Source organism: Ferruginibacter sp., from assembly GCF_028288465.1.
Classification (GTDB): Bacteria; Bacteroidota; Bacteroidia; order Chitinophagales; family Chitinophagaceae; genus Ferruginibacter.
Genome location: NZ_JAQBNR010000020.1, coordinates 1 through 25829, shown reverse-complemented (window position 1 = coordinate 25829; position 25829 = coordinate 1). Strand labels below are relative to the sequence as shown.

Annotated in this window: 22 protein-coding genes, 2 tRNA genes and 2 pseudogenes; 10 read left to right on the top strand and 16 right to left on the bottom strand. The window is 39.2% G+C overall.

Annotated elements, in window-relative coordinates:
• Positions 1-388 (bottom strand): annotated as a pseudogene (locus JWR61_RS09180) (alkene reductase); the annotation flags it as partial.
• A gap of 9 nt (positions 389-397) precedes the next feature.
• A complete protein-coding gene (locus tag JWR61_RS09175; RefSeq protein WP_301927532.1) occupies positions 398-1420 on the bottom strand; it encodes a 2-hydroxyacid dehydrogenase in 1023 nt (340 codons plus the stop codon).
• A gap of 199 nt (positions 1421-1619) precedes the next feature.
• Between JWR61_RS09175 and JWR61_RS09165 the strand changes: the two are divergent.
• Positions 1620-2221: pseudogene (locus JWR61_RS09165) on the top strand (2,3-diphosphoglycerate-dependent phosphoglycerate mutase).
• Positions 2222-2312: 91 nt separating this feature from the next.
• On the opposite strand, the gene JWR61_RS09160 reads toward JWR61_RS09165, so the two are convergent.
• Both JWR61_RS09160 and JWR61_RS09155 read right to left on the bottom strand, forming a co-directional pair.
• A complete protein-coding gene (locus tag JWR61_RS09160) occupies positions 2313-2540 on the bottom strand; it encodes a hypothetical protein (protein ID WP_301927530.1) in 228 nt (75 codons plus the stop codon).
• Between the two features lie 34 nt (positions 2541-2574).
• Positions 2575-2829, bottom strand: coding sequence for a hypothetical protein (locus tag JWR61_RS09155; RefSeq protein ID WP_301927529.1), 255 nt, complete (start codon positions 2827-2829; stop codon positions 2575-2577).
• Between the two features lie 374 nt (positions 2830-3203).
• Between JWR61_RS09155 and JWR61_RS09150 the strand changes: the two genes are divergently transcribed.
• The 6 genes from JWR61_RS09150 (at position 3204) to JWR61_RS09125 (ending at position 13240) form a co-directional block, all read left to right on the top strand.
• Entirely contained in the window at positions 3204-4028 is an 825-nt protein-coding gene (locus JWR61_RS09150; protein ID WP_301927528.1) for a DUF6544 family protein, read from the top strand.
• A 120-nt stretch (positions 4029-4148) separates the two neighbouring features.
• Positions 4149-4928, top strand: coding sequence for a nitrogen regulation protein NR(II) (locus tag JWR61_RS09145; RefSeq protein WP_301927527.1), 780 nt, complete (start codon positions 4149-4151; stop codon positions 4926-4928).
• A gap of 321 nt (positions 4929-5249) precedes the next feature.
• Positions 5250-5810, top strand: a complete 561-nt coding sequence (locus JWR61_RS09140; RefSeq protein WP_290335524.1) for an AraC family transcriptional regulator — start codon at positions 5250-5252, stop codon at positions 5808-5810.
• Positions 5811-5835: 25 nt separating this feature from the next.
• Complete coding sequence (locus tag JWR61_RS09135; RefSeq protein ID WP_301927526.1) at positions 5836-8787, top strand: ATP-binding protein; 2952 nt, start codon at positions 5836-5838, stop codon at positions 8785-8787.
• The gene (locus JWR61_RS09130) at positions 8771-9205 is read left to right on the top strand and encodes a response regulator (RefSeq protein WP_301927525.1); all 435 of its coding nucleotides are present in this window, start codon (positions 8771-8773) and stop codon (positions 9203-9205) included. The genes JWR61_RS09135 and JWR61_RS09130 overlap by 17 nt, the downstream gene beginning before the upstream one ends.
• 858 nt (positions 9206-10063) lie before the next feature.
• A complete protein-coding gene (locus JWR61_RS09125) occupies positions 10064-13240 on the top strand; it encodes a chemotaxis protein CheB (RefSeq protein ID WP_301927524.1) in 3177 nt (1058 codons plus the stop codon).
• A gap of 357 nt (positions 13241-13597) precedes the next feature.
• Here JWR61_RS09125 and JWR61_RS09120 read toward each other — a convergent pair whose 3' ends face one another.
• The 12 genes from JWR61_RS09120 to dnaA form a co-directional block, all read right to left on the bottom strand.
• Complete coding sequence (locus JWR61_RS09120; RefSeq protein WP_301927523.1) at positions 13598-14479, bottom strand: helix-turn-helix domain-containing protein; 882 nt, start codon at positions 14477-14479, stop codon at positions 13598-13600.
• A gap of 23 nt (positions 14480-14502) precedes the next feature.
• Positions 14503-15759 (bottom strand): beta-ketoacyl-ACP synthase II, encoded by a 1257-nt coding sequence (fabF, locus tag JWR61_RS09115; protein WP_301927522.1) that lies wholly within the window; start codon positions 15757-15759, stop codon positions 14503-14505.
• Positions 15760-15778: 19 nt separating this feature from the next.
• Positions 15779-16426, bottom strand: coding sequence for a pyridoxamine 5'-phosphate oxidase family protein (locus JWR61_RS09110; protein ID WP_301927521.1), 648 nt, complete (start codon positions 16424-16426; stop codon positions 15779-15781).
• Positions 16427-16459: 33 nt separating this feature from the next.
• The gene (locus tag JWR61_RS09105) at positions 16460-16684 is read right to left on the bottom strand and encodes a hypothetical protein (protein WP_301927520.1); all 225 of its coding nucleotides are present in this window, start codon (positions 16682-16684) and stop codon (positions 16460-16462) included.
• 18 nt (positions 16685-16702) lie between these two features.
• Positions 16703-17113, bottom strand: coding sequence for a nuclear transport factor 2 family protein (locus tag JWR61_RS09100; protein WP_301927519.1), 411 nt, complete (start codon positions 17111-17113; stop codon positions 16703-16705).
• Between the two features lie 16 nt (positions 17114-17129).
• Complete coding sequence (locus JWR61_RS09095) at positions 17130-17765, bottom strand: thioredoxin family protein (RefSeq protein WP_301927518.1); 636 nt, start codon at positions 17763-17765, stop codon at positions 17130-17132.
• A 283-nt stretch (positions 17766-18048) separates the two neighbouring features.
• Positions 18049-18579 (bottom strand): carboxymuconolactone decarboxylase family protein, encoded by a 531-nt coding sequence (locus tag JWR61_RS09090; RefSeq protein ID WP_301927517.1) that lies wholly within the window; start codon positions 18577-18579, stop codon positions 18049-18051.
• Positions 18580-18746: 167 nt separating this feature from the next.
• Positions 18747-19097 carry a hypothetical protein gene (locus JWR61_RS09085; protein WP_301927516.1) on the bottom strand — a complete coding sequence of 117 codons (351 nt, stop codon included), beginning with the start codon at positions 19095-19097 and terminating at the stop codon, positions 18747-18749.
• Between the two features lie 600 nt (positions 19098-19697).
• Complete coding sequence (locus JWR61_RS09080; protein WP_301927515.1) at positions 19698-19901, bottom strand: sigma factor; 204 nt, start codon at positions 19899-19901, stop codon at positions 19698-19700.
• Between the two features lie 474 nt (positions 19902-20375).
• Positions 20376-20450 (bottom strand) — tRNA-Pro (locus tag JWR61_RS09075).
• 88 nt (positions 20451-20538) lie between these two features.
• Positions 20539-20627, bottom strand: a tRNA-Ser gene (locus JWR61_RS09070).
• 247 nt (positions 20628-20874) lie between these two features.
• The gene (gene dnaA, locus JWR61_RS09065) at positions 20875-22308 is read right to left on the bottom strand and encodes a chromosomal replication initiator protein DnaA (protein ID WP_290339157.1); all 1434 of its coding nucleotides are present in this window, start codon (positions 22306-22308) and stop codon (positions 20875-20877) included.
• Positions 22309-22952: 644 nt separating this feature from the next.
• Between dnaA and JWR61_RS09060 the strand changes: the two genes are divergently transcribed.
• The 3 genes from JWR61_RS09060 to JWR61_RS09050 form a co-directional block, all read left to right on the top strand.
• Complete coding sequence (locus tag JWR61_RS09060) at positions 22953-23345, top strand: DUF3127 domain-containing protein (RefSeq protein ID WP_290339156.1); 393 nt, start codon at positions 22953-22955, stop codon at positions 23343-23345.
• 110 nt (positions 23346-23455) lie between these two features.
• Positions 23456-25027 (top strand): NAD(P)/FAD-dependent oxidoreductase, encoded by a 1572-nt coding sequence (locus JWR61_RS09055; RefSeq protein ID WP_301927514.1) that lies wholly within the window; start codon positions 23456-23458, stop codon positions 25025-25027.
• A gap of 149 nt (positions 25028-25176) precedes the next feature.
• Positions 25177-25829, top strand: a 653-nt coding sequence (locus tag JWR61_RS09050) for an ABC transporter ATP-binding protein (RefSeq protein WP_301927513.1), incomplete at its 3' end; no start/stop codon positions are given.

Sequence of the window (25829 nt, the reverse complement as noted above, 5' to 3'; positions counted from 1 at the left end):
TTTGTCCGGATGCTTTAACAGCTGATTGTGCAATGATTTCAGTTCCTTCCGCAATGTTAAGCGGGTGGCTGATTCTGCCTGTGTGCATCATCTTAACAGCTATTTTTCCGCCATTGCCATGCACGGCATCCGTAACTTTTTTCCATCCGGCTATCTGCGCTGTATTGAATATGCCCGGTATTCTTGCATAGCCCAACCCGTTCGGCGAAGGAGAAGTACCTTCTGTAATTATTAAACCGGCCTGCGAGCGTTGCTGGTAATACTGCACCATTAAATCGTTGGGAACATTGCCAATTGCCCTGCACCTGGTCATCGGCGCCATTACAATGTGGTTTAATAATGTGGTTGATCCGGTTTTGGTGGCCTGGAATAATTTGTATTCTTTCATGTTTGGTGTTTATGATGATAACTGTAATAATTTTGTCTTTTCAATTTTTACTTCGTTCAACGATGGAATACCATTTTCAAAATCGGTAAAGTTTTTAATGGTGGTCAGCGCAATTTGTTCAACTGCTTCTTTGGTAAAAAATGCCTGGTGAGGTGTAATCAGTACATTGTTAAAAGACATCAGCCTTTCAATCAAATCATCCTGTATAATGCTTCCGGATAAATCTTTAAAGAATAAGTTTTCTTCACCTTCGTACACATCAATTCCCAGGTAGCCCAGCTGTGCTCTTTTTAATGCTTCAACGGCATGCGAGGTTTGTATAACAGCTCCACGACTGGTATTGATCAGCATTGCGCCTACTTTCATTTTGGCAAAAGCAAAGCTGTTAAACAAATGACGTGTATCGGCAGTAAGCGGGCAATGAATAGAAATGATGTCTGACACCTGCAGCAGTTCTTCAAAGTTTTTGTATTCAACACCTTTTTCTTTCAGCAGATCTGATTCTTTAATGTCATAGGCAATTACTTTACATCCAAAGCCCAGCATGATGGCTGTAAATGCCCTGCCTATTTTGCCGGTACCGACAACACCCACCGTTTTGCCCGAAAGATTAAAACCCATCAGGTTGTTCAGTGAAAAATTATTTTCTCTTACCCTGTTGTAGGCCTTGTAGGTTTTTCTGTCGAGCGCCAGGATAAGTGACACAGCATGCTCTGCGATGGCCTGGGGCGAATAGGCCGGCACCCGCATTACTTTTATATTTCGTTTGGCAGCGGCTTCAATATCTACATTGTCGAATCCTGCGCTGCGCAGATCAATCAATTTAATGTTGTTGGCAGATAACTTATCAATCCCTGTCTTGCTGATTTTATCAGACGATAAAACGCAAACTGCTTCATGGCTGTTAGTGAGATTGATGCTATCTTCATTAAGGATGGCATCATAAAAAGTCAGCTGATGTTTGCCTCCGGCATTGGCGTTATTAAGGTATTTCCGTTCATAATATTTTGTACTGAAAATGGCTACTTTCATTATTTGCTCTTTTGTTTGTGTATGGTTAAACCTGTATGCTAAGTTGGCTTTAATACTGCAGCCGCCGTTACACAATTGCAGAAAACAATTGCATCATTCACACATCGGGACAATAAAAAGTTGTAAATGATTAATTTTAGCAGACCATGTTTTTATTTTCAACAATGTCCATTTTATCTCAAAAAATAAATCACCTGAAATGTCATTAACAATCATCCGTCACGGGCAATCCACTTATAATCTTGCCAACCTGTTTACAGGTAACCTGGATGTACCGCTGACCGCCTTGGGCGAAGAAGAGGCGGCGGCTGCGGGGAAAAAATAAAAAATTTTGCTTACCATGTCGCCTTTACTTCCATGCTGGTAAGAGCACAGGACACCCTGCGGATCATACTCGAAACAATTGAACAAACAACTATACCCGTAATAAAAAATGCAGCGCTGGATGAACGCAGGTATGGCGATTTACAGGGGCTGAATAAAGCAGACACGATAGCAAAGTATGGAGAAGCTCAGGTGGAAATATGGAGAAGAAGTTATGCTGTCCGGCCTCCCGGTGGTGAAAGCCTGGAAGATACTTTTAACAGAACGGTACCTTATTACAAGGCGGTAATTGAGCCCAGGGTACATGCGGGAGAAAATGTATTGATAGTGGCTCATGGCAACAGTTTGAGGGCCCTGATGATGTACCTGGAAAACATCAGCCCCGAAGCCGTGGTGCAGGTGAATATCCCAACAGGTGTGCCGAGGTTGTATACTTTTGACAAGAATTTAAAGCTTATCAATGCGGAATATTTATAGAAACTATTTCTTTTGTTACACTCCGGTGTTAAGAAATGATTTTTTTAATCGTTGCTCAGTGCGGCTGTGATAATAGACATACTGTTTTAGTTTACAACTTAACTGCATTAACCACCTGTACTTTTGTGGGCGCTTTTTCAATAATGAAAAATTTATTTGCCATCATCAATACTATTGACATCATCAGCGCAATAGTCGCTAACCTGATACCATTGGCATAGCGCTTATTTCCCTTTTCAGTTGTAATCATATTGATTGTATAAGAGCGTGTGTTGGCTTCTATTTCATACAGCAATATTTCTTTAAAGGTTTTGGTCAATAAATTTTTGTATTTCGTTACGCCGAATGCCTGGTCAAGCGGTTTTTGTTCTGAAAATACTCAATAGCAAAAGAATGGACCAGATGAATAATGTGATGGGGACTACCAGGCAGAATTGTATTACCCGGAATGTTTCATTCAGGCTGCTTAAGAAAAAAGGAATGAACAACGCAGTTGCTCCGATGATGGTACCGGCATACGAATGTTGCTGGCGGTAGGAATCTACCTGCTTTTCAATAATCTCTTTTGAGTTCACTGCCAGAAATTCCAAATGTTGTACATCTTCCATAATATTGCTGCTGTACTTTTTCAGGTGACCTATTGCTTTTTTTAACCGCTTTTAAGTCACATTGAATGAGTGGAATTCAACGGCGTCGCGGCTTTAATGCTTCATTGGAATTACTGTTGATTTTTTGCCGGATGATCATGGCGTAAAGGTGCGTTTATATCGTTGGGGGAGTGTTACACTATTGCAGGAAAGAGTTGCATCATTCACACTTTTGCATACCGGCGAAGATTTTAAGTGGTAGCTTACAGTAAAAAAAGCGACCCGGACAAATCAGCAATGCATCTCCTGACGTCCAGTTTGCATTATAAATTGTTGTCCAAATTGGCTGGTTGCTTTTAGGCAAAAATGATTCTGAAATACAAAATTAAAAGAGTATGATCATTATAATAGCGATTGTAAGCCTGCTGATAATTGTATTTATTGCGGGTACCATCAGTTTATCCAGGCGGTTTAATCAACAGGTGAAAACACTTTTTTCATTGTCTCAAAATATTTCAGCCAGCACATTTTCCTACCCTCAGCTTGATGGCCTGCCTGCTCCGGTGCAGCGGTATTTTAAACATGTTTTAAAAGAAGGGCAGGCATACGTCAGTTATGTAAGTCTTAAACACGACGGGCAATTTAAAACCGGTTTAGATAAGGGCTGGATTGATATAAAAGGGGAACAATATTTTACAGCGCAAAAGCCCGGCTTTATATGGAAAGGAACTACCAGTATGTTCACAGCACGCGATATGTACATTGCAGACCAGGGGCGGCTTGTGGTGTTGCTCTTCAATGTGTTTAAAGTAGCAGATGGTAAGGGAGTAAATTTTAATGAAGGGGAACTACAGCGCTGGCTTGGGGAAAATGTTTGGTTTCCCACTAATTTATTGCCTGGTGAACATATCAGCTGGGCGGCAATCAACGACTCGGCTGCACAATTATCATTCAACTATAAGGGCATTGCGTTTGCTTACCGGGTAAGCTTTAATGCTGCAGACGAAATAGCCACCATGGAAACTACAAGGTTTATGGAAGCAGGTGTTCGTGAGACATGGATTATCAGGCTCAATGACTATAAGGCATTCAACGGAATACTTGTTCCAACTGTATGTGAAGTGTTGTGGCGGTTGAAAAAAGGTGACTATCCTTATGCCAGGTTTCATGTAAGGGAAATTATGTACGATGAGCCAAATTATTTTAAAGCCTCGAAATAACCGGGGATATGCCTGGGCGTAGTTCTAATTTTATTCAGTGGGCTTTTTTGGAAACATGTGAATGATGTAACTTTTAGCAAGAGTTATGTAACAATTGTGAACAAATGCTTCCTCACCTTTATGGAATCAATTACTATCAAAAAAAATTTAACCATGTTATACAACCAAACCGGCGCTGTTGCTACTGTTCTGTTACCAGTAAAAGACAATTACAGCCTGAACGTTGTTTGGAAAGCGCCTGAAAAAATAAAGGAACTGCCGCCGCAGTTTGCCTCTATCCTGGCGCACGAGGTTAGAAACCCGCTTACCAATATCAACCTGTCTGTCGACATCCTGGAAGCGCTGATGACGGATGACAGCCAGAAAATATACCTGGATATTATTAAAAGAAGCTATACACGCATCAATGATTTAATCAGTATACTGCTGAAAAAAGAAGCGGAGGATACTGCCGATACAAGGAAACAATCCGTTCAGCAATTGCTGGAGGATGTGCTGGTAACCGCCGGTGACCGCATCATACTAAAAAATATTGAAGTGCGTAAAAGCTATGCCCCTGCTGATTATAAAATAACAATGGATGAACCAAAAATGAAAATTGCGCTGACCAATATGATTGTAAATGCGGTGGATGCGATGGCTTCTGAAGGCGGAATGCTAACACTGGTTACGGAATATGTGGATAATAAATTTGTGATAAGGATTGAAGACAACGGATGCGGCATTAAGAAAGAAAATTTAAAAAATATTTTTCAACCTTACTATACAACCAAGCCAAATGGTTTGGGTGTTGGCCTTGCACTAAGTTATACTATTTTAAAAGCCAACGGGGCAAATATTGCTATTGATTCCGCAGAAGGTAAAGGCACCACTTTTATTCTCTCGTTTAATAATAATTAAGTACTGGCTGCGTGCATATTTAATATAAAATGTAAGCCATTTCAACATTTTCAACAGACTAAAAAAATTAATCTGCCAGTAACCTGACCCCGGCACACTTACCAATTAAGTTATTTCACTTAAAATAAAAGTGCATTCTTCAAACCAATGATTGCTGGCCGCTAACTCACCTTTATAAGTCAGTATTTTTTGCAAAAGTAAAATTGTTTGTAATCTATTCGTCATAACCGTGAATTATACAACTATTTCATAAAATTTTAAAAGACTTTACTATTCAAAGCCCGGCATCTTTGTGTGTAATAACCTTTAAATTAAATATAGTTGAAACTATACATCAAATACATGGTGAGTAACCGGTGCAAAACGGCAGTTAAGGAAGAGCTTAAAAAATTAGGACTGCATTTTATTATGGTTGATTTGGGGGAAGTAGAGGTCATGGAAAATATCACCGAACAGCAGCGGGAATTATTGCAAGCTGCGCTGCTTGATACCGGGCTTCAGTTAATGGATGATAAAAGAGCGATATTGATTGAACGGATAAAAACAATCATCATTGAGATGGTGCATTATTCAGAAGAAATAGAAAGAGTTAATTTTTCAACCTTGCTGAGCGAAAAATTGCATCATGATTATACTTACCTCGCCAATTTATTTTCCGAAGTGCAGGGCACCACGATTGAACAATTTATCATTTCGCATAAAGTGCAACGCATCAAGGAGCTAATCATGTATGACGAACTTACCATTTCTGAAATAGCCTGGAAAATGAATTACAGCAGCGTTGCTCATTTGTCACACCAGTTTAAAAAAGTAACCGGCCTTTCGCCATCGCATTTTAAACAATTAAAAGATAAAAAGCGCACTCCGCTGGAAGAAATTTAAGACACGATTGTTCCAAAATAATACAATGAATAAACAAGAAAGCCTCCGGGCTGAACTGGTTGAAAATACAATGGAAATGGATATTTATGCCGCAATGATGCAGTCGCCGGTGGCTATTGTTATTTTAAAGGGGAAAAACTATACCATCGATTTTGTAAATACACTTTATTTACAATTAGTGGGTAAAGACAACACCATTATTGGCAAACCGATGTTTGAAGTTTTTCCTGAACTGCAATCAACCGGGATAAGAGAATTGATGGATACTGTAACGCAAAGCGGTGAAACTAAATGCATCATTGATCAGGAATTTTACATACTCCGGAATAATAAAAAAGAACAACTTTTTTTTACCTGCAGTTATCAGCCCTTTAAAGAAAAAGAAGGTAGTATTACGGGTGTAATTATCATCTTTACCGAAGTCACTGAGCTGGTGAATATTAAAAATTTGAATCTCCTTAACCAGCAAAAATTAGCCGGTGAACTGGATATTGCATGGACAAAACTTAGTTTTAAAAAAGCAGAAAAAGACAGGCTGGCAGCCGCACTGAATAGAGCCAATAATGAGCTGGCGTTCCAGGGAAACGAAAAAGGAAAGCGGGCTGCAGAATTGGGTATTGCTAACATAGAATTGGCTTATCAGGATGATGAAAAGGAAAAGCGGGCGGCAGAACTGATTATCGCCAATAAAGAGCTCGCCTTTCAAAACGATGAAAAAGAAAAGCGGGCACAGGAACTTAGCATTGCCAATAAAGAATTGATTTTTCAAAATAACGAAAAAGAAAAACGTGCCGCGGAACTAATCATCGCCAATAAAGAGCTGGCCTTTCAAAACGATGAAAAAGAAAAGCGGGCACAGGAACTTAGCATTGCCAATAAAGAATTGATTTTTCAAAACAACGAAAAAGAAAAGCGGGCAGCAGAACTCGTGATCGCCAATAAAGAACTGGCTTTTCAAAATGACGAAAAAGAAAAGCGGGCAGCCGAATTGCGGATTGCCAATTATGCCCGAAGTCTCATCGAAGCAAGTCAGGATCCGTTGTTTACAATCAGCACCAACGGAAAAATTACGGATATGAACAACGCCTCTGTAAATATTACGGGTGCCAGCAGGGAACTATTGACCGGCAGCAATTTTTTCGATTATTTCACCGAACCTGAAAAAGCGCGGGAAGCTTACGAGCGGATATTTGCCGTAGGCTTTGTTGCCGATTACCCGCTTACCATCCGCGACCACAAATTAACGGATGTATTATTCAATGGATCGGTTTACAAAGATGAACAGGGCCATGTGCAGGGAGTTGTAATTGTAGCAAGGGATGTAACCGCCCAAAAGAGAATTGAAGAAGAATTGATAGCAGCAAAAGTAGTTGCGGAATTGGCAACTTCCACCGCACGGGAAGCCCAGGGCAATGCAGAAGCGGCTACCAAAATAGCTGAAAACGCAGTAAAGGCAAAGCAGCAGTTTTTATCGAACATGAGTCACGAAATACGCACTCCAATGAATGCCATCATTGGTTTTACAAAAGTGGTTCTAAAAACGGATTTATCAGAAAAGCAAAAGGAATACCTGAACGCCATTAAGATAAGCGGCGATGCACTGATTGTACTCATCAACGATATCCTTGACCTGGCAAAAGTAGATGCCGGTAAAATGTCTTTTGAGCAAATACCTTTCAAACTATCCGTGTCAATAGCCGCCATGCTGCATTTATTCGAAATAAAAATCCAGGAAAAAAATTTAAAGCTCATTAGAGAATACGATAGCAATATTCCGGAAGTGCTGATGGGCGACCCCGTACGCCTGCACCAGATTATTTTAAACCTGGTTAGCAATGCCGTAAAATTTACCACCACAGGAAGTATTACAGTCGGCGTACGCCTGTTGCAGGAAGACTATGATACCGCCAGTGTTGAATTTTTTGTAAAAGATACCGGTATTGGCATAAGGGAAGATAAAATGGAAAAGATTTTTGAGAACTTTCAGCAAGCCTCAAGCGGCACTTCCCGTTTGTACGGCGGTACCGGCCTGGGCCTTGCCATAGTGAAGCAGCTGGTAGAACCGCAGGGAGGTAGTATCACGGTTAAAAGTGTAATGGGTGAAGGCACCACGTTTAGTTTTATATTGCCTTTTAAAAAAACAAAAGAAGTAGCAGAGCCTTTGAATGAGATTGCTGAATTCGATGATAAGATTAAAAACATCCGGGTACTGGTAGTGGAAGATATAGCGTTGAACCAATTACTGATGAGGACACTGCTGGATGATTTTGGATTTGAATGTGATATAGCCGCGGATGGGAAAATTGCCATCGAAAAACTGGAAAACGGGGTGTATGATATTATCCTGATGGATTTGCAAATGCCGGAAATGAATGGCTTTGAAGCAACAGATTATATCCGGAAAAAAATGAAGCTCACACTTCCTATCATTGCTTTAACCGCAGATGTTACAACAGTGGATGTGGCAAAATGCAGGGAAGTAGGTATGAACGACTACATAGCCAAACCTGTGAACGAACGACTGTTGTATAGCAAATTGATTGAGCAGGTAAAGCGCAACAAAGTAGTGAGTGAAGAAAAGGTAACATCCGCCTTGCATTACGAAAAATGTATCGACCTGGAATATTTAAACCGGCGCACAAAATCGAACCCGGCACTGATGACCGAAATGATCTTGCTGTACCTGGAACAAACACCTCCGTTGATCAATGCCATGAAACAAAGTTTTCATGATAAGGACTGGCAATTGTTACATTCAGCTGTGCACAAAATGATTCCATCTTTTTCAATTATGGGCATCAGCACCGATTTTGAAAACATGGCAAGAGTGATAAAGGAATATGCGCATACGCAGCAATTCAGGGCAGGACTTCCGGATATGGTGTTACAGCTGGAAAGCGTGTGCGTGCAAGCCTGTATGGAATTGAGGGAAGAATTGATCAGCATTAAAACCAAAAGTGATGAATGCACAAAATGAAGTAAAAATATTTTTAGTGGATGATGATGCATTGCTGTTAAAATCGCTGGAGATTGATTTTGCCATGCATACAAAGTATACTGTTGAAACATTTGCTACAGGCGAATTATGCATCGCTAATTTATCCTTCAAGCCTGATGTGATCATTTTGGATTATCACCTGGATGGGATTGAAGTAGCTGTGATGAACGGACTGGAAACCTTGCAAAAAATTAAACTGTTTAACCCAGATCTGCCGGTGGTAATGTTATCATCGCAGGATAAAATAGAAGTGGCGGTAAATTGTATGCACCACAAAGCTTTTGATTATGTCGTAAAAAGCGAAACTGCTTTTATTCGTTTGCAACGAATCATTGAAACCATTCTCCTGCATCAAAAAGTGAAAAAGGAATTGAACTGGTATATGGAGCATATGTGACGCGGTATAAAACAAAACATACCGTTCATTTTACAGCACGGTACAAACCTGAATAGAAGATTCAGAATAGATGCATGTTTAAATATCGGACATAAAAAAGTGAGGTATTTAACACCTGTATCTCACCCACTTTTCTTTATCTATAAGTCAATCGCTTTCTACAGACATCCATTAACCATTCGCCAGACAAGGTATGGCCATCACGAACCAACCACTTTGGAATAATCTGCTGCTTGAGATGACAAAGTGCCGTGTCACAAACATATAATCACTGCAGGGCGTTGCTTTTTGCTTTTGCATTTGGGCTATCATATATTTTTTCGCTATTATTCATTGGTGAAAAATAAATAAAAAATCAATTGTATAAAAACCCGGCATCAGGCAATCAGTTTGCAAAGTTCCTGCCATTGCAAAACCAGCTGTACAATAAGCACTGCGAAAGTGTGAAGAAGAGTTGAAATATTTGCCAGCCATGAACCTCGATCAGTAAATTATGTAAATCAATTCCATAATTGTGTAACAAAAAGTATTGAAAATTGGTGAACTTTATCAGGCAGTAAACAAATTGTACTGCACCCATGGTTACCCACTCAATTGAACGCCATGCAATAAGCATAGTATTATTGCAACCCGGTCAAACTTTCATTTGTGAAAGATGCATATTTGGTCAGCAGACAATTACAGGTTGAATGGGTGTTTTATAAATTGATTATTATCATCCAGACAGGATGACAATAATTTGCTATACGATATGCAAACAGGCTTACCTTTGATAGACTTCGTCAGATGCTGGTTAATCATTCGTTCCCTTCCAGATCTTTCCTGTTAGGTTTAATTTTTCATCGTTTAATTTTTATTATGTCCACTGTCCAACCACACCACATTATTGCAATTGGTGCTTCCGCAGGCGGTTTAGATGAGATAAACGCCTTTTTTGATCACACACCAATGGATGGTGTTTCCTACGTAATCGTGCAGCATTTGTCGCCCGATTTTAAAAGCAGGATGAGTGAATTACTTGCCCGCCACAGTAAACTGGTAGTAAAAGAAGCGGGCAATGAAATGGCTGTAGAATGCAACCAGGTTTACCTGATTCCCAACAATAAGTTCATGACAATTCATGAAAACAAATTGTATTTGACTGATAAGGAAAATATAAAAGGGCCGCATCTTACCGTCAATGCGTTTTTTAATTCACTGGCGGCAGATTATGGAAAAAAGGCCATTGCGGTAGTGCTTTCCGGCCTGGGTTCTGATGGAACAGAAGGAGTAAAAGCGATTAAGAAAGCGGGGGGAATGGTGATTGCACGCAATCCGGAAACAGCGGAATTTGGCAGCATGCCCGCCAATGCCATTGCAACCGGTTTGGTAGATTTTATTCTGGAACCGGCACTGATGCCGGCCACTATTGAGGATTACGTTAAACAGGACGGCTTGTTGCTGACAGATGATAAAGACGACGAAAAAAATCTGACCGCTATCATCAGTTTGATTAATGAAAAATTACCGCTCGATTTTTCTGAATATAAACAACCCACCATTCTGCGCCGCATAAAAAGAAGGGCTGCGTATAATAATTTTAGCAGCCTCGAAAAGTACCTTGAATTTTTAACAACTTCGCCCGAAGAAGTAAAAATATTGGCGCAGGATTTCCTGATAAGCGTTACCACATTTTTCCGCGACGCAAAGGCTTTTGATTTTATACAAACGGATGTTTTACCGGTTGTACTCAAGGGTCTTGCCAAGGGTGAAGAATTAAAAATATGGGTTGCCGGTTGCGCTACCGGGGAGGAAGCTTATTCGCTGGCCATACTGATACATGAGCAGTTAAAGGATAATTTAAAAGAGGTGGTAGTAAAAATATTTGCTACCGACATTGATGCCGTTGCACTCGTGCATGCAGGCAAAGGAATTTATGCAGCAGGCATTGCCAAGGACATAACGCCCGAACGGCTTGAAAAATATTTTATTACAGAAGGAGACAGCTACAAGGTAAAGCCTGAAATACGCAGCATGCTGATTTTCGCCCAGCACAACATTGTAAAAAATCCACCTTACTGCAATATGCATTTTATCAGCTGCCGCAACCTGCTGATTTATATGACGCCGGTTTTACAAAAGAAAATATTTTTAATGCTGCTTTTCGGGCTTAAACGGGATGGGTATTTATTTTTAGGCAGCAGTGAAAACCCCATGCCTATTTTGCAGCACCTGGAAGTGGTAAATAAAAAATGGAAAATCTATAAGAACCTGGAAACAAAACGCACTGTAAACTTTGATGGTTTTTCTTTGCCGCAAATGGCGGATGTAAAAGACATGCGGACTGTATCAGCCCTTGGGGATATAAACGAAATTATGCACACTAACCTGGCAGAGGCCGTGAATACGGCATTTTTTAAAGAACTCGACTACCTGGTAGTTTGTGTAGATGAAAACGGCCAGGTGGTAAAAACCTATGGCGATACTACCCAATACCTGCTGCAAAAAAACTTTAATTTAAACCTGGTTGAATTACTGCCAAGGCCACTTGCAGTTGCTTATAATACGCTTAGCATCCAGGTGAAAAAAACGGGTAAAAAAGCGGCGATCTCAGCGATTAAAATGCCACAAGGTGAAGCGGAAATAAATGTAACGATAGCTGTAAAGCCGCTGGTAATAAAAACGCCACTACAGCGCTTGCTGATGGTAACTTTTAGTGAAGACAAGCTTGTTAAGGAGACCACAGATACTGGCATTGTGTACGATGAAAAGAAATATTTTGATCAGTACACACTGATTTTAGAGGAAGAGCTGAATGAGCTGAAAGAGAAACTGAACAATACATACGAACAGCTGGATGCTTCCAATGATAATATGCAGTCGTATAACGAAGAGTTGCTTTCAGCCAATGAAGAAATGCAAAGTACCAATGAAGAAATGCAATCGGTAAACGAAGAACTGCATACCATCAATGCAGACTACCAGCTAAAAAATAAAGAACTGCAGGAAGTAAATGACGACCTCGATAATTATTTTAAGAGCAATATTAACGGGCAGTTGTTTGTAAACAATAATTTGATACTGATGAAATTTTCGCCGGGCACCGTAAAACAGATCAACCTGCAGCCGGGTGATATCGGAAGGCCGCTGAGTGATATTTCTACCAATATTAAATTTGAAACTATAGCAAATGATATTAAGCAGGTTATTAAGGATGGTACGGTAATTTCAAAAGAAATTGAAACCAACAACGGCAAATGGTACCAGGTAATGACAATGCCCTATACGCAACAAGCCGACCGAAAAAATACCGGCGCCATACTCACCTTTAATGATATTACAACACTGAAACAAGCACAGCTTGAACTGGACGAAAAAAATGAAAGCTTGTCCCGTATTAATGCTGACCTTGAAAATTTTGTAAACACTGCTTCGCATGATTTGTTGGGGCCGCTCAGCAGTATTGAAATGAGCATTGATGTAATGAACGCAGTAAAAGTGGTAGACCCGGAGCTGAATAATTTTTTAGCCATCATCAATACATCCGTAAAAAAATTCCGCACACTCATCAGCGAGATTGCCAATATTGCAAAAATAGAAGGCGATATGAAGACGCTGGAAATGGTAGACCTGGATGAGATAATGAATAATATTGAATGGAGCCTTGATAATAAAATAGCGGCATCAAAAGCAGTCATTCACCGTCAACTGGAAGTAAAGCAAATTTTATTTTCGAAAAAGAATCTTCGCAGTATTTTATACAATCTTATCTCCAACAGCATCAAGTTTAAAGGCGAACAGCCACCTGTGGTTCACCTGCATACAAAAAAGCTGGGGAATCATGTCGTGCTGTCAGTACAGGATAACGGCATTGGCATCGATACGGCTCACGTCACTAAAATCTTCGACATGTACGGCAGAATTCATCATGATGTAGAAGGGCAGGGCATTGGTCTGTATCTTGCAAAAAAAATAGTAGACGCTGCAAAAGGAAATATCGTTGTAGAAAGCGAATTGGGGAAAGGAAGTAAGTTTATTATTTACTTGCCGGGATAAATTAAGTTACCTGTCGGAATAAAGTCACAACGCTAAAGGCTACTGCGGTTAGTTGAATAATAGCTATTTTATTCATATCCACTTTGTATTACCGTCAGAATTATTTTACCCCTGTCACAGAGTTGGGTATTGCCGGCTGTTGTAAAGGGATCTGTATTCCCTGTCCGGTTTGTGGTATGCTGAAATTTTTCATTGAGCTCTCCCCGCTTGCAAATGAGAGCAAAATATTTTTCGGGAGTTCAGTCAGGCATACCTGTTACAGCAGAACTTATTTGAGCAAGGTAAAGCAAGCTGCATTTCGCATAAAAAGCAGTTTGCAAACATGTAATAATGGTGGAAAATAATATACCAGGTTAGCTACTCCAAGCCTCTTGCAAATCCCACTGTATCCCTGTACAATTGTGGCGATACATCCGCATTGACCTTAAAGAAACGGCTGAAATAAAATTCATCTTCGTAGCCCAGTTCATAAGCTATTTGCTTTACTGTTTTATCGGTAAGATATAGTTCTCTTTTAGCTTCAATAATTATCCGCTCATTTATCAAACTAGATAATGTTTTATTAAAATGCGTTTTGGTGATTTTTGCCAACGCTTTTGGAGAAATGTACAACAGCTCAGCATACTCGCTGGCTGTGTGCTTTGTTTTAAAATTTTCTTCGATGGCATCTTTTAACTTCTGCAATATAAAAGGCTCTTTACTGTCTTTAACCATTTCTGCGACTTTTGGTTGTTGTTCAATTTTTAAACGGGATGCGGTTATCAAAAATATTTTCAGGTAAGATACCAGGAGCTCGTGCTGAGCCAGCGCAGCATGCTGCATTTCAGCTTGAATTTGTTGACAAAGCATTCTAAAAGTTGCAGCTGAATTTTCATCGACTTTAACAAAAGGCGGCTGGTAAACATTGTTGTACAAAACACCATTTAACTCCAGTTCTTTTTGGTGTTTATGAATACAAAAAAAATCGAAATGAAAGTATATAGCGATGCCTTTAATGGGCTTCGTAGTCGTGAATACGTAAGGCTGATAAGGCGCAAAAGTAAACAGGCTATTGGCCTCAAAATCATACCCCTCAAAATTGGCGTTTACCGTGCCTGCACCTTCCGTAACCCAGATAAGGGTGAAAAAATTATTGCGTTGTAAATGATCAAAAAATTCATTTCCTTCAAATGAAAATAATTTGAAGGCGGGGTTGCCGTTTTGCTGATTGATGAGTGTAAAATTCGACTGATTAAGCATAACTGATTTTTATTCTTCAATTATTAAGGATCATATTTTTTAAAAATGGTGGTAGCGATATGGCCGCCAAAGCCAAAGGTATTGCTCATTGCATAATTAATTTCTTTTGCCTGGGCTTTACCCAGGGTCAAATTAAACCTGCCTGCAAATGCCGCTTCCACTTCTTCAGTATTTGTTGTTGGTGGAACTGTTTTTTCACCAATTGCCTTAATACAAATAATAGCTTCAACTGCTCCGGCAGCTCCCAATAAATGCCCGGTCATTGATTTTGTAGCACTGATATTTAAACCACTGTTTTCACCAAATACCCTGCTGATTGCTTTTAGCTCGCTTTCATCACCCATATGCGTTGACGTGGCGTGAGCATTTACATAATCAATTTGAGTAGCCTCTATTGCTGCATCTTCCAAAGCATCCAGCATGCCTAAATAGGCCCCCTCTCCTTCCGGATGCGTACCTGTTAAATGATAAGCGTCAGCCGCCATACCTGTACCAACAATTTCAGCCAAAATGGGTGCGCCTCTTTTCAGTGCAGATTCTAAACTTTCTACAATCAATGCACCTGCACCTTCGCCAATTATAAAGCCATCTCTTTTTACATCAAAAGGCCTGGAGGCTGCTTGTGGATTTTTGTTGTTTGTTGACAATGCTTTGGACGCATTAAACCCACCAACAGAACTTTCGTTAATGGGTGCTTCAGAACCACCGGTAATAATCATATCCGCTTTTCCCAAACGAATATAATTGCAGGCATCAATAATGGCGTTGTTGGAGGAAGCACAAGCTGAAACAGTAGAAAAATTAAGCCCCCGTAATCCATGCCTGATAGAAATAACCCCGGAAGGAATATCTGCAATCATTTTCGGAATAAAGTAAGGATTAAACCGTGGTTGCCTGTTTCCCTTTACAAAGTCTTCCACCTGTTCCTGGAAGGTTTGTATACCGCCATTACCGGATCCCCAGATAACACCAATTTTATTTCTGTTTAATTTTTCAAAATCGATACCGGCATTTTTAATTGCTTCATCGGCGGCGGCTACTGCATATTGTGTGAACAAATCGTATTTACGGGCTTCGTTCTTTTCAAAATAATCGGCGGAATTAAATCCTTTAACCTCTGCAGCAAATTTTGTTTTAAAATAGGTTGTATCAAACTTTGTAATCATGCCAACCCCACTATGTCCCGCAATTATCTTTTGCCAGAATGTATCAACTGTATTTCCCAAAGGTGTTATTGCACCTATTCCTGTTACCACCACTCTTTTTAATTCTTTTATCATCTTATCCCCTTTTTATTTTTTACTTGCCACCATAACCAGCATCAATGCCTGCTTCTTTTATCCTTGTCTTTAATACTTTAACTTCTTCTTCCAGCTGCGCCATGCGCTTACGTTGCGGGGCAAATGCCTGCTCAATTTCTTCCGCTGAATATCTTGGAATAATATGCTGCGGACAGTTCCAGTCATACGCTTCAATATTCAGTACCATCATCCGCTCGGGCCTAAACTTATAATCACCTAAATCCAGCAAATCGTACAATTCGTGATTATTTTTTAGTTCGATAATCTCCGCCTTAGCATAAATCTTCAATCTTGCTCTTGCAGGATAATCAACCATTATCAGCGCAACATTATTATTGGTGGCAATGTTGCCGACAGTTATGTATTGCATGTTACCCTTGAAATCAATAAAGCCAATCCGCTTCGAATCCAATACTTTTAAAAAACCCTTCGGTCCGCCACGATGCTGTATGTAAGGAAACCCGTTCTCTCCAATACTTGCCATATAAAAGCTATCACGCTGACCTATAAAATCAACTTCGTTATCCGTTAACCCATCAACGTAGGTATCCCTTTCCATCCTGGCGTACGTAGACCTGCTACCCAATTTTTCCTGCATTTCTTTTACTGCATCAGAATATGCAATTGCTCCAAAATTTTTTGCCATAGTATTTATTCTTTTAGCCCAACAGTTGAAATGCTATTTTGCTTCATTGGCAGCCAGTCCCGATGAAATCGGGATCGCCGCTTGTACCTTTTCAGTTCTATTCAGCAACGTTTCCAATTTGCTGGCACCTTCAATTATTTGGCAGGCTTTAACCTCCTGCCCCAACACTGCATCCCACATACTATCTCCACATTCATCTGCAATAACAATTGGTTCTTCTGCCTGTTTTTCTATTTTGTTTTCTGCATCATTTTTCATAACAATAATTTTTATGCGTTATAACTTTCTTTCCGATTCAAATATGGGCAAATCATTAATGCTGGCATAGCGTTTTCTCATTAATCCGTTTTCATCAAACTCCCAGTTTTCATTTCCATAAGCCCTGAACCACTGCCCTTCCACATCCTGGTATTCGTACTCAAACCTAACTGCCATGCGGTTTTCACGAAAGCCCCACAGCTCCTTCTTGAGTTTATAATTTAATTCCCTATCCCACTTGCCTTTTAAAAATTCTTTTACAGCCTCCCGTCCATTAATAAAGTCTGTACGGTTGCGCCATTCGGTGTCAATCGTATAGGCCATGCAAACCCTTTCCGGGTCTTTACTGTTCCAGGCATCTTCTGCCAGTTGTACTTTCTGCAATGCTGTTTCCATTGTAAATGGAGGTAGAGGAAGTTTTTGTTCCATGGTTGTATTTTTATAATTATGATAAACAATCAGGGCAAAATAAATTAGCCCGATATATAAGTTTTGCTATTTCAGATTCAAGCGATTGTTGCTTGTCTTTTGCATACCACAAATGCAATTCATTTGCATAAGTGGCAGATGTTGCCGGATTAGATTTTAATTGTTTTACCAATTGCTGCGCAACCGAAGGTCTCGGGCCCCAAAAAGCAGTCACATTAAAGTGTTCATCCAACTGAATCAGTTTCGGAATGGACCTGGTTTCATTGGTAAGATAAGCATCCATCAGTTCAGGGTTTTGATCCCGATATACCAATTTCATTTCAATTTTGCCGTTACTCATTTCAGCTATGGCGTTAAAAACCGGCAGCGTTTGCGATGCATCTCCACACCAGTGTTCTGTCAATATCAACCAATAAGTTTTATGTTTCAGGTTTTTAATTTGCTCGATCAGCTGCGCAGAAATCTCAAAAGTTTTTTCAACCCGGTACATACGGCGTTGGTTCAGGTTGATGTATTCTTTAATTTTAAAGTCGGCGTTCACGGCCAGATCTTCTGCCATTTGCTGCTTGTATTGATTATACCCAACGCCTTTTTGTAAGTACCTTTCGTAATCCGCTTTCTTTAGTGTTGTTATCTCAGCTCCTGTTTCCATTGTATAAATTTTATCATTTTTCTTTTTTTTGATAGTACAAAGTTGCCACTAAACAATCGGAAATAGAATGGAGGATTAACGCAATGGCATGGACAATTTTCCCTTTTTGGTATTAACACGTAATTATCCAATTCTTAATGTACAACAGCTTTGTAAATTTTTAAGCTGCATATTTTGCAAGTCGTTCTAAATAAAAAAACCGCCCCGCAATTGCTTTTGGGACGGGCTTTTTGGCTTTTCATTTTATCAGTTGTCACTAACAAAAATGTAGCAAACCCACGATTTATAATACTGGTGCTAAAGGAAAATCGACAGGCACTTTGGTAAGGTTATGCAAATAGTTCATAGCGGTTTTATCACTCACCTGGAGGATAAGATCAACCAGGTTTTCATTGGTGTAGCCATGTGCATAAAAGTTGTCAACTAAAAACGCATCTGCATTGCCACGTTTTTTTGTAATGCTTTCAGCTAACTGTACCAGCGCATTCAATTTAGCGTCTGTTGCTTTTCCTTTGCGGATATCCAGCAACTGTTCGTCTGAAAAACCGTTCATTTTACCAATTACGGTATGTGCACTTTGGCAATACACACAGTTGTTCACCTGGCTAACTACAAGATTTACTGCTTCTTTTTCTTTGTTACTTAAACTGGTTTTTGAATTTTGATAGGCCAGGTATTTGGCCAACCCATTTTCTGAATAAGCGATGGTTGCATACAAATTTGGAACAAAACCCAAAGCCTTTTGTAAAGTGTCGAAAATACCCTGATTGATTGTACCTACCTGTTCTCTTGATGGAACTGTGAAATTTTTCATTTTGTATTTTTTTAATTTTATTGATGTCGTTATTGACAATGCAAAGATGCCCCGGATAATGTCGCTGTAAAATGGAGGATGTACGTAATAGGATGGATAATTTTCAACGGGATAATTCCACCAAAAGCAACGATGGCAGTGGTAATAAATACTTCAGTATGGAGGATTTACCCTAACCAATAAAATATAACGGATAGAAAAATTAAAGACGAGACAGGTGATAATATGCTATGAATATATGCATGTAAATCCCATAGCTTATTGATCTGGTAAAGCCAATGATAGTCATATAAATGTACACTTTGTTTATATTCCTTTTCCAACTTCCTGGTATCCTTAAATGATTTAAAAGACATAAAGGGAATGCCAGCCTGTTTATTAATCAATGCTGCCTGGTACATCATATTGTAATGGTTTGCAATAACCTTTTGTGCTTTAAAAAATGAAAAGCGGGGATCATAGATATGCGATAGTTCTGCCCCTGCACCATTTAGTTCAACCTCTCTCTCCCCTGCCAAGTCTGGCTATTAGCGGAAATTCAATGCCAGCTTCTTTTATCTTTACTAAGATCATGCTAACATCATCTTCTTTATTTATCAATACAGTGGATAGATAATATTCCTTTAGTATGAGTTTAAAAATACTCCGTTTGCTTTCGAAAAACATTCCGCCTGTTTCAATTGAAGGATTTGATGCAGAAAAGAAAAAGAATGACCTGGCTTTTAATGCCAGGCAGATATAATAAAAACTAACGGGGAAATAAACAAGCCACATGGGCTAATACTCCCGGCTAAATGTTTTTATATAAAATTAGACGATGTGATGTTCAATTCCCTACAGATAAATTCTGATTCGTCATCATCCAAAAACTTTGCTACAAAACAGGCACCAGTTTGGTTGGTATTTTCTGAATACAGTACTGTATTATCTTATTAAATTCATCCGGTTAACTTTTGCATCCGCTAATTTCTTCCAGGCCGCCGGTGCAGGCTCACTCAACCAGTGTCCGTCATGCTCGTTAAAAAAAATGCTCACCGAACCCTTTTTCCTTATCAGAAATATAACTGGTAACATCCTTTAAAACATCCCTTTTACGGTATTGATCTATGATTTTATTTTTAAGGATAGCAGTAAGTCATGTTTTTTTCTGAACTCCCATTCTTAAAAGACGCTCTGGCATTAAATGCAGATAAAAATGTTTCCTGCACAAGGTCTTCTGCAGTCTCCTTATGATTCACTTTTATCAATGCAAGCGAATACAGGTAATCGGCATAAGTTTTCACCCAATTTTCAGGCTTCAATATTTCTTCCGTTGTATTCATTGGCAAAAATGCTTCCCTAAATTTTAAAGGATAATAAATTGACTCAAAATAGCAGGTTAAGATTAACTTCTCTTAATCATAAAATACCAGCTTTTCAGACTCGGCTAAAATAACAACAAGGGATTAATAAGCCTCAAAATATATCTTGGATTAGAAACGAGCTTTAAATCTACGGCGACAAAATATTTGCTAAAGATGCGATGATATTAAGTTTTAATCAATGGACAATTGACGCAAAATAATGGATGAATTTTTAGTTAAGTAGTCTAATGTGCAAACTAGCTTAATAAACCACAAGGATAATATGGGAATGAGCCAGGCAACAACCCAAAAAAGGGATATAACAGTGTGAGGACATTCGAACTATATAAATAATTCAAATTATACTTATTAAGCTCTATGAGGAAAAGTCATCCAAATTGTGCAAACTAAAAAACCCGCTCTCGGAGCGGGTTTTAGCATTTAGAAAAACTGTCGGGATGGCAAGATTCGAACTTGCGACCTCCTGGTCCCAAACCAGGCGCGATAACCGGGCTACGCTACATCCCGAACTACTCAACTTATATTATACCATTTTAGCTTTGATGCAGGCATCTTGTCTATTGGGAATGATGTAATAAATTGTAAGAACTTGTTGCGGAGAGAGTGGGATTCGAACCCACGGTACAGTGTTACCCGTACGACGATTTAGCAAACCGTTCCTTTCGGCCACTCAGGCATCTCTCCTACCTGCCCTTAACTTTTATAAGGGGTTGCAAAAATACACTTCAACATTGTAATACCCAAAACTAAATGGAAATATGTTGAAATAATTTGAAAATAATTTTTAATCCCGAATTAAAGTCAGTCATTTTTACCGATGCGCACATGCCGGTAGCGGATATAACCACTATTTCTCGCTGCATGCTTATCTCATAAAAAAAAACGGGTTCGTTTAAGAACCCGTTTTAAATATTTTATGGTTACGATCTGGCTACATAGCGGCGAGTTGAACCTTTTGCTGCAATTCCATTACACTTTCTTTAAATAGGCTGTCAGTATCCATTAAATCTTTTACTGTTTGGCAGCTATGAATTACAGTCGTGTGATCTCTTCCTCCAAAATGCTCGCCAATTGTTTTTAAGGAGTTTTTGGTAAAGGCCTTTGCGAGGAACATGGTGATCTGTCTTGCCTGCACAATTTCTCTTTTGCGGGTTTTCTGTAAAAGTTTGTCATACGGAACATCAAAGTACTCGCACACCATTTTTTGGATGGCGTCTATCGTTATCTCCTTGCTGGAAGATTTTACAAAATTTCGTAGTACTTTTTTTGCCAATTCAAGATCTATTTCCCTCTTATTTAGCGAAGATTGTGCCAACAATGATATCAATGCGCCTTCCAGTTCCCGAACGTTACTGCTGATATTGTAGGCTATATATTTTACCACTTCCTTAGGCATTTCAAGCCCGTCGTTCTTCATTTTCTTTTCTAATATCTCAATCTTGGTATCATAATCCGGCACCTGCAAGTCGGCGCTTAATCCCCACCGGAAACGGCTTAATAACCGCTCCTGTACCCCTTCCAGATCTTTGGGTGGTTTATCGCTGGTGAGTATCAGTTGTTTTCCACTTTGATGCAAATGATTGAAAATTGAAAAGAATGCATCCTGCGATTTTTCTGCCCTGTTAAAAAATTGCACATCATCAATAATCAGAACATCAATCAACTGGTAAAAATGTATAAAATCATTGATGGCGCCATTGCGGCCGTGATCTATAAACTGGTTAATGAATTTTTCTGAACTTACATACAACACCACTTTATTGTTGTGAATGCGTTTTACTTCGTTACCTATTGCCTGTGCCAAATGCGTTTTACCCAGGCCTACACCACCATAAATTACCAGCGGGTTAAAAGAGGTTGTACCAGGTTTTTCTGCAACTGTTTTACCAGCCCTTCTTGCTACCCTGTTACAATCACCCTCGATAAAACTATCGAATGTATACGCATGATTTAACTGCGGATCTATCTGCATCTTTTTCAGACCAGGAATTACAAACGGGTTTTTAACCGGGTTATTTATCACAAGTGGAAAATCCATTTCGTTATTTGAATATGATTTAAAACCATGACCGGGAACATCCATTGTAAGCGGCTTATTTTTACTGTTACCGCTATCTACCATTATCCTGTATTCTAAACGGGCATCCTTACCTAATTCTCTCTTTAAAGTTTTTGCCAGTAAACTAATGTAATGCTCTTCAAGGTATTCAAAAAAGAATTGACTGGGTACTTGTATCGTTAATACTTTTTCTTTGAGGGCTACGGGCTTAATAGGTTCGAACCATGTTTTAAAATGCTGCCATTCTACAATGTCTTTGATTATCTCTAAACAATTAGACCATACCTTATCAAAAACTTTATCCATTATTCCTTAAGCAATTTACGAATTTATAAAATTATCCACAGTCAAAATATTCCAGAACCGTCTGTTTATAGTAAAATGTGAACCTATATTTGATGGGGAGAGCGAATATCAAAATAATTTGTTGAAAAAAAAATTTTTTATTCCCTTGTTTTTTACCGTATTACCACAGTATGGTAGTTTATGAAATTTTATTTTCCTTTTTTTATTATTAACGAAGAAGTGTTTGCGCTGTAATCCTTTACCATACTGCGTTTCATTACAAAACATGATTCTTCAACGTACTTTTACGCTAATTTTGATTTTGAAAAAAAATACTTGTTTTTGTCTCTTAAAAAAGTATGCAAATTTGCTCAACTTTTGAGCATTCATTCAGTTGTTTAAACATGAATACAATTAACAGAAACTGCCTGGTTATGAAGAAAATATTTTACGGCGTATTGATTTAGTACCTGCGCAAGTAACATAGTTGTTATCTTAAAAAATAAGACTGCAATTTTTTTTATGAAAATTTTTACCAAGTTACCCTGAAAGATTTTGATAAGGAAATCAAAAGAAAGATTTTTGTTCAATAAAAGTTATGAATCAAAAAGTCAAAAAAAATTATTGGTAAATAAGTTTACTTTTACAATATAAACATTACAAACATGAGTTACGAATTAACCGGCAAACTGGTTGCAAAATATGATACTGTTCAACGTACAGGAACGTTCAAAACAAGAGAATTTGCAGTTGAAAAAACAGAAGATATTGGAGGCCGCACAATTACCAACTATGTGAAATTTCAGTCGGTACAGGATAAAACCACTATGATTGATAAAGTAAACATCGGTGATGAAATAAAAGTATCTTTTAACATCAAAGGAAGTAAATGGGAAAAAGATGGCAAGGTAAATTACATCACCAATTTGGATGCATGGCGCATTGAGCAAATATTATCTCCGGGCACTGACAAGGGTGTTACTGATACCGAATATATGGAGCCTCTGGATACTTTTTCATCTACCTCACCTGATGCAATTGATGATCTGCCTTTCTAAAAAAGACGCTAACGTAAAGTTATTTAAATAACACCTCCCATACAATCAATGGTTTTGATAAAGAGTTGCCCTTAATGCTCTTTTTCATCTTTCTAACGGAATTCAGGAGTATGCAACAAAAAATTTCGCTCAAATTACTTCCTGAGCAGGCTGCCGATCATGAAGGAATTATGCATGCGCTTGCAAACGCCACCGGAAAAACTGCAGGCGGAATAACGGGTTTTCAGATTCTCAAAAAATCAATTGATGCAAGGGGGAAAACTATCTGGGTAAATCTTACTGTTAACGCTTTTATTGACGAGCCTTTTCACAATAGAACAATTGAAACCTTCAATTTTAACGCGGTACGCCCCGGAACAAAAAAAGTGGTGATAATTGGCGCAGGCCCTGCTGGTTTATTTGCGGCACTACAGCTGATAGAAATGGGTATTCAACCAGTATTGCTTGAAAGAGGTAAAGATGTAAGGGCAAGAAGAAGAGACCTCGCCATGCTTAATAAAGCAGGCACTTTAAACCCCGACAGCAATTATTGTTTTGGAGAGGGTGGTGCAGGCACCTACAGCGATGGTAAATTGTATACCCGCAGTAATAAACGTGGAAATATTGACAGAATCTTACACCTCTTTGTACATTTTGGTGCCGAAGAAAAAATATTATACGAAGCTCATCCGCATATTGGTACCAATAAATTGCCTTCCATTATCACAGCCATGCGGCAAACAATTGAAGACTGCGGAGGGGAATTCTTATTCAATAAAAGGGTGACAGACTTTGTAATCAGCAACGAGAAATTAAGTGCTGTTAAAACAGCTGATGGAAATGTATTTAACGGCGACGCTTTTATTTTGGCAACAGGTCATTCCGCCCGCGATATTTTTGAATTGCTGCATCAAAAAAAAATACAGATTGAAGCCAAACCTTTTGCCCTGGGTGTAAGGGTAGAACATCCGCAAAGTTTAATTGATACTGTACAATATCACTGTGCCACCAGGGCCGGCTATTTACCTCCGGCGGCCTATACCCTCGTACAACAGGTAAATGGCCGTGGCGTATTTTCATTTTGCATGTGCCCGGGAGGTATTATAGCCCCGGCAGCAACTTCGCCCGGGCAATTAGTAGTAAATGGATGGAGCCCTTCTAAGCGCAACAATCCATATGCAAACAGCGGCATCGTAGTACAGGTGGAATTAAAAGATGTCATCAGCAAAAAAATAATTAATACCAGCAGTGATCTAGCCATGTTGCAATTTCAGCAAAACGTAGAAGAAAAAGCTTTTGCTGCCGGTGGCGGGAAATTTGTGGCGCCCGCCCAGCGCATGGTTGATTTTTCAAACAAAAAGCTATCTGCAAATTTACCGGAATGCTCTTATCAGCCCGGCCTAAATGCGGCACCGCTGAACGAAGTGTTACCAGATTTTATTTATGATGCACTTGCAAAAGGGTTTGTTGCATTCGGAAAAAAAATGAAAGGATATTTTACAAATGATGCCGTTGTAGTTGCTACTGAAAGCCGTACTTCTTCGCCCGTAAGAATTCCCAGGGATGCAGAACGCCTGGCGCATCCCCAACTTAGTAACTTATACCCTTGTGCTGAAGGCGCTGGCTATGCAGGTGGAATTGTGAGTGCTGCTATGGATGGCGAACGCGTTGCCCTGCAAATTGCAGCCGTGCTGACGAAGTAAAATATTGTCACCACCCAACCGCTGGCATTGCGTAATAGCACAACTTTGATTTCTTGAGGTGTTAAGTTTACCACTCATAAAACTTTGATGTACTTTGTATAATTCTCTATTAAATTTTTAGTAATCTTACACCTCAATAAAATAACCCAATGAATATCCTGGAGCTAAAAAATGTACAAAAATATTTTTCTACACAGAAGGCCGTTGATGACATAAGTTTTACTATTGAACAGGGCAGTATATTTGGCTTGCTCGGTCCGAATGGTGCAGGCAAAACTACTTTGTTAAGAATGATCACTGGCATCTTTTATCCCGATAACGGCGAAATATTTTTAAAGAACAGGCATTTTGACCCGGTGAATGATGTGCGCTACATTGGCTATATGCCTGAAGAAAGAGGCCTGTATAAGAAAATGAAAATCGGCGAACAGGCCCTGTATCTTGCGCAGTTAAAGGGCTTAAGCAGAAGTGATGCGATGAAAAAAATAAAAGCCTGGTTTATAAAATTTGAAATGGAAAGCTGGTGGAACAAGAAGGTAGAAGACTTAAGCAAGGGTATGAGCCAAAAACTACAATTTGTTACCACTGTTTTACATGAACCTGAATTGATTATACTGGATGAGCCTTTCAGTGGATTAGACCCTGTAAATGCCAACCTGATAAAGGATGAAATTTTTAATCTGGCTAAAAATGGCAGCACAGTTATATTCAGCACCCACCGCATGGAACAGGTAGAAGAAATTTGCGACCACATTGTATTGGTGAATAAAGGTAAAAAGATTTTAGATGGTAGTGTGGCAGA